The organism is Elioraea sp. Yellowstone (assembly GCF_006704265.1).
Taxonomy (GTDB): domain Bacteria; phylum Pseudomonadota; class Alphaproteobacteria; order Acetobacterales; family Acetobacteraceae; genus Elioraea.
Genome location: NZ_VIKA01000192.1, coordinates 1 through 5,422 on the forward strand (window position 1 = coordinate 1; position 5,422 = coordinate 5,422).

Consider the following 5,422-nt stretch of genomic DNA (forward strand, 5'->3'; position numbering starts at 1 on the left):
CCCCGACCCGTCCCGGGCCGATCCGGCTCGGCCCGCGGCCCCGGCGCCGCCCCGGGCGCGGGCGCACCGCTCAGCCCGTTGACCCCGCTCTATGTCTATGCGCGGCGGACCGACCCGGACGGCGCGGCGTGGCTCGAGGTCGGGCGCGCCGCGCGCGGTGCGCCGCTCGGCTGGATCCCGGCCGAGCGCGCGATCGAGTGGCGTCACACCATGACGGCGGTGTTCCACAATCCCGCGGGGCGCGAGCGCACCCTGTTCTTCCGCGAGCGCGACCAGGTGGTGGCGATGCTCGCCGGCGCCGATCCGGCCGCGGAGGCGCGCCGGCTCGCCGAGATCGCCGCCCGCCCTCCCGTGCCGGCCGACTTCCCGGTGATCGCCGCCGAACCGGCGACGCATGTGGACATCGCGCGGCAGTTCTACCTCCTGCCGATCCTGCAGGCGGAGGAGATCGTGTTCCAGGACGGGCGCGACTTCCGCGTCGTCGAGGTGGCCTCGGTGCCGATCGGCGGCACGCCGGCGGAGGAGCGCGCGTTCACCGTCGGCGTCGCCTTCGTGGTGGACACCACGCTCTCGATGGACCCCTACATCGAGCGCGTGCGGGCCAATCTCACGCGCATCGTGCGGGGGATCGCGGGCACGCCGCTCGGCAGCCGGGCGCGCTTCGCGCTGGTCGGGTTCCAGAACAGCCTCGAGGTGCAGCCTCGGCTCGACTACCTCACGCGCATCTTCGCCACCTTCGAGGACGGCGCGAACCCGGACGCCTTCGTGCGCAAGATCGGCGCGATGCGCGCGACCAATGTCGACAGCCTCTCCTTCGACGAGGACAGCTTCGCCGGCATCGTCGCGGCGATGGAGCAGCTCGACTGGTCGGACCTCGCCGCGCGCTACATCGTGCTGGTGACGGATGCGGGCAACCGGCGCGACCGCTACAGCTCGACCGGGCTCGGCCCGGCCGAGCTGCGCGAGGTGGCGCGCGCGCGCGGCACCGCGATCTTCGCGCTCCACGTCAAGACGCCGCAGGGGCGGCGCAACTGGGCCTCGGCCGAACAGCAGTACCTGCAGCTCACCGCCTGGCCGAACTTCGAGCCCTTCTACTTCCCCGTCGAGAACGGCGACGCCGAGGCCTTCGGCCGGCAGGTGGAGCGGCTGACCCAGGCGCTCCTGCGCGTCGCGGAGACGGCCGGGCCGGGTGGCGCCCCGCCACCACCGGCGGGCGGCGACATCGGCGCGCAGGCGGCGCTCGCCGGCCACGCGATGCGCCTCGCCTGGCTCGGCAGGCGCGACCGCGCCGCCGCCCCCGACGTGGTGCGCGGCTGGGCGGCCGACCGCTACAGGCCCGGTGCCGACAATCTCGAGATCCGCGTGCTGCTGACGCGCAACCAGCTCAACGACCTCGCCCAGGCGGTGCGGATCATCATCGACGAGGGCCGCGCCCACATCCTCGACGAGGGCGGGGTGTTCGAGCGGCTGCGCACGGTCGCCGCCCATCTCGCGCGCGATCCCGCGCGGCTGCGCGAGCGCGGCGTCGAGACGCTCGGTGCGGTGCTCGGCGAGTATCTCGACGATCTGCCCTATGTCAGCGAGATCGCCTCGATGGATCGCGACACCTGGCGCCGCATGGGCGCCGGCCGGCAGACCGAGATCCTCGACACGCTCGAACAGCGGCTGCGCGCCTACGAGGAGTTCAGCCGCGCGCGCGAGCTCTGGGTCAGCTTCGACGGCGGGCGCGATCCGGGCGAGGAGATGTTCCCGGTGCCGCTCGCCCTGCTGCCGTGAGCGTGCGCGAAGGCCCGGTATTCTCGCTCCGCAACGTACGGCGCACGCGTGAGGGCGGCGGGCGGCGCTTCGTGCTCGAGGTGCCGGCGCTCGAGATCGCCCCCGGCGCGCGGCTCGCGCTGCTCGGCCCCTCGGGCTCGGGCAAGTCCACCCTGCTCGACCTGCTCGCCCTCGTGCTGCGGCCCGATCCTGGATCGGAACGGTTTCTCTTCGCGGCGGGCGCGGCGCCGCTTGACGTCGCCGCCGCCTGGCAGGGCGACGAGACGCCCCTCGCCACGGCGCGTGCGGCCCATCTCGGCTACGTGCTGCAGACCGGCGGGCTGCTGCCGTTCCTGACGGTGCGCGCCAACATCGCGCTCCCGGCCCGCCTCGCCGGGCGCGAGGATCGCGCGCGGGTCGAGGAGCTGGCGCTGCGGCTCGGCGTCGCTTCGGTGCTCGACAGCCCGGCCGAGGCGATCTCGGTCGGCCAGCGCCAACGTGCGGCGATCGCGCGCGCGCTCGTCCACCGCCCCGCCGTGGTGCTCGCCGACGAGCCGACCGCCGCGGTCGATCCGGCGATGGCGGTCGAGGTGATGGCGCTCCTGCTCGCGGAGACGGAGGCCGCGGGTGCGGCGCTCGTGCTCGCCACCCACGACCATGCAATGGTGGCGCGGCTCGACCTGCCCGTCGCGCGCTTCGCGGTGGCGGACCGCGACGGCGCGGCCGTCGCGGTGGTCGGGGCGTGACGATGTCCGGGCGCCTCGCCCTGGTCGCGCGGCTCGCGGTCGCCGACGCCGCGCACGACCGGCGGCTGTTCGGCTGCTTCGCGCTCACCGTCGCGGCGGTGATGGCACCGCTCCTTCTGCTGCTCGGGCTGAAGACAGGCGTGGTCGAGCACCTGCTCGATGAGCTGCGCGCGGATCCGGCGACGCGCGAGGTGATCCATCGCGGCCATCGCGCCTTCGACGCCGACTGGTTCGCGCGCATGGCCGCGCGCCCCGACGTCGCCTTCGTCGTCCCGCGCACGCGCGAGCTCTCGCTCTCGATCGATGTCGGCCGGCCGGAGGATCCGATCCGCGGCCAGCGCGCCGAACTGGTCGTCTCCGGTGCGGGCGACCCGCTGCTCGGCGCGCTCGGTGCCGCGATCGGCGCCGACTCCGTGGTGATCAGCGAGCGGCTGGCGCGCCAGGGCGGCTTCGCCGCCGGCCAGGCGATCCTGCTCTGGGCGGTGCGTGCGGGGGCGGCGCGGGCGCGGGCGGACGTCTCGCTCCGCGTCGCCGCGATCGCGCCGGCGCGCGCGAGCGAGCGGGCGGCGGTGTTCGCCCCGCTCGGCCTCGTCGCCGACATCGAGGACTTCCTCGAGGGCCGTGCCGTGCCCGCGCGTGGCTGGCAGGGTGTCGAGCCGCCTGCCGCGCGGCTCTTCCCCTCCTTCCGGCTCTACGCCGCGAGCATCGACGACGTCGCGCGCCTCGATGCCGAGCTGACCGCCGCGGGGCTGAACGTCGAGACCAACGCCGGCGCGATCGCCTGGACGCGCCGGCTCGACGCGAACCTGACGGTGCTGTTCGCGATCCTGCTGGCCTGCGCCGCCGTCGGCGTGGGCATGGCGCTGGGCGCGAGCCTCTGGGCGAATGTCGAGCGCAAGCGGCGCAGCCTCAGCCTGCTGCGCCTGATGGGGTTCGGGCGGCATGCGCTCGCGGTGTTCCCGCTCGCGCAAGGCGCGCTGGTGGCGGGGCTCGGCTGGCTCGCGGCGGCCGGCGTGGCGGCCGCGGTGGCGGCAGGGATGAACGTCGCGCTGGCCGAGACCTATCTCGGTGGGGCGGCGCTCTGCCGCGTCCGCGCGGTCGATCTCGCCGTCGCGCTCGCCCTCGCCCTTGCCCTTGCCCTCGCCGCCGGGCTCGCCGCTCTCCGGCCGATCCTCGCCATCGAGCCGGCGGAGGGGCTGCGCGAGACGTGACGGAGGACGCGCGATGATGCGCCTGTTGGTCGCGGCCCTGCCGGCCGCGCTGTTCGCCGCCGGAGCGGCTGCCCAGGCGCCGGCGGGGCCGTGGTGGAACCCCCGTCCGGCACCGGACGATCTCGTCGTACCGATCGGCTGCGAGGTCGGCATCGCGTTCCGCAAGGTGCCGATCCCGGTCGGCGACGGCCCGCTCGCCGATCGCCGCGCGATCATCGGCGACGAGGAGGCCGAGGCCGCCTATGCGGAGTATGCGCGCGACGTCTTCCTCGCCGGCGCCTTCGGCCAGGGCGCCGAGGCGCATGGCTGGATCGGCAAGTACGAGGTCACGCGCGGCCAGTACGCGGCGGTGGCACAGGGCTGCGCGGCGCTCGCCGGCCTCGCGGAGACGGAGCGGGGGCTGCCGCAGACCGGCATCACCTGGGCGGAGGCGGTGCGCTTCGCCGAGCTCGCCTCGGCCGCGGCGCGTCGCCACGGCGCGGCAGCGCTGCCGCGCGCGGGCGACGCGCACGCCTTCTTCCGCCTGCCCACCGAGGCCGAGTGGGAATATGCCGCGCGCGGCGCGACGGCGGTTGCCGAAACCGCGTTCCGCGCGCCGCTCTTCGCCATGGATGGGCCGATCGCCGGCTATGCCCACCTGTTCCGCCCCGGCGCGCGCCCGCAGCTGCGCCCCGTTGGTCTGCTCAAGCCCAATCCGCTCGGTCTGCACGACGTGCTCGGCAATGCAGCCGAGATGGTGCTCGACCCGTTCCGCCCCAACCGCGGCGGCCGGCCGCAGGGCCGGATCGGCGGACTGATCGCCAAGGGCGGCGACGTGCGCACGCCCCCCGACCGGGCGCGGCTCGCGCTGCGCACCGAATATCCGCCGCTCGATGCCGACGGCGCGCCGCTCGCCCTGCCGACCCTGGGCTTCCGGTTCGCGCTCGGCCTGCCGGTGCTCACCGATCTCGGCCGTGGCGAGGCGCTGCGCGAGGCATGGGAGCGCGAGGCGGCGGAGACGCGGGCGCGGCTCGACGAGGATCCGGTCGAGCTGTCGCGCGTGCTCGAGCGCAGCGTGACCACGCCGGAACAGCGCGAGGCGGTGCGGCGAGTGCGCCAGGCGATCGTCGCCGACCGCTTCGCGCGCGCGGATGCCGAGGCGCGCGCCGCGCGCAGCGCGATCGGCGCGGGTGCGGTGCTGGTGCGTGGCTGGCGCAACGCGCGCGACGTGATCGCCGGGATCGACCGCGGCATCGAGGAGGCGAACCGGATGCCGTCCGGCCCGGGCCGGGACGAGGCGATCGAGAATTTCGCCCGCGCGCGCCGGTCCTGGGAGCTGAACCAGCGCACCACGCGGCGCGTGCTCGACGACCTGACGATGCAGCAGCTCGATACGCCGCCTGCGGTGCTGCGCGAACAGCTCGCGGTCTGGAAGAGCGAGAACGCGAGCCAGGACAGCACCACGCTCCGGCTGATGGCGGACCGCTTCGTCGCCTATGTCGAGCTCGCCCGGCCGATCCGCCGCGTCGATCCCGCCGCCGGGGAGGACCTGCTCGGCCTGCCGCTCAACTGAGCGCGTTCACGGCAGCAGCAGCGGCCGCGCCGGCTCGCGTGGCGGCGGCTGCACGCCGGGCAGATCTACCTGCTCGGGCGCGCCGAAGCGGAGATTGTCGATGCCGAACCCGGCCGGCTCCGGTCCCACGAGGTGGAACTCGAGCCCTGCGATGCGCG

The 5,422-nt window shown here is 75.3% G+C and carries 4 protein-coding genes; all 4 read left to right on the forward strand.

Annotated elements, in window-relative coordinates; genetic code table 11:
• Window positions 1–1,776, forward strand: a 1,776-nt coding sequence (locus FK498_RS19465; RefSeq protein WP_237560994.1) for a vWA domain-containing protein, incomplete at its 5' end; no start/stop codon positions are given.
• On the forward strand, window positions 1,773–2,501 hold the full coding sequence (locus FK498_RS19470) for an ABC transporter ATP-binding protein (protein WP_161988468.1): 729 nt from the start codon (window positions 1,773–1,775) through the stop codon (window positions 2,499–2,501). The genes FK498_RS19465 and FK498_RS19470, both read left to right, overlap by 4 nt.
• Before the next feature lie 2 nt (window positions 2,502–2,503).
• On the forward strand, window positions 2,504–3,712 hold the full coding sequence (locus FK498_RS17135) for an FtsX-like permease family protein (protein ID WP_141856700.1): 1,209 nt from the start codon (window positions 2,504–2,506) through the stop codon (window positions 3,710–3,712).
• Window positions 3,713–3,725: 13 nt separating this feature from the next.
• Window positions 3,726–5,264: an SUMF1/EgtB/PvdO family nonheme iron enzyme gene (locus tag FK498_RS17140; RefSeq protein ID WP_141856702.1), complete on the forward strand. Its 1,539-nt coding sequence runs from the start codon at window positions 3,726–3,728 to the stop codon at window positions 5,262–5,264.
• Window positions 5,265–5,422 lie beyond the last annotated feature (158 nt).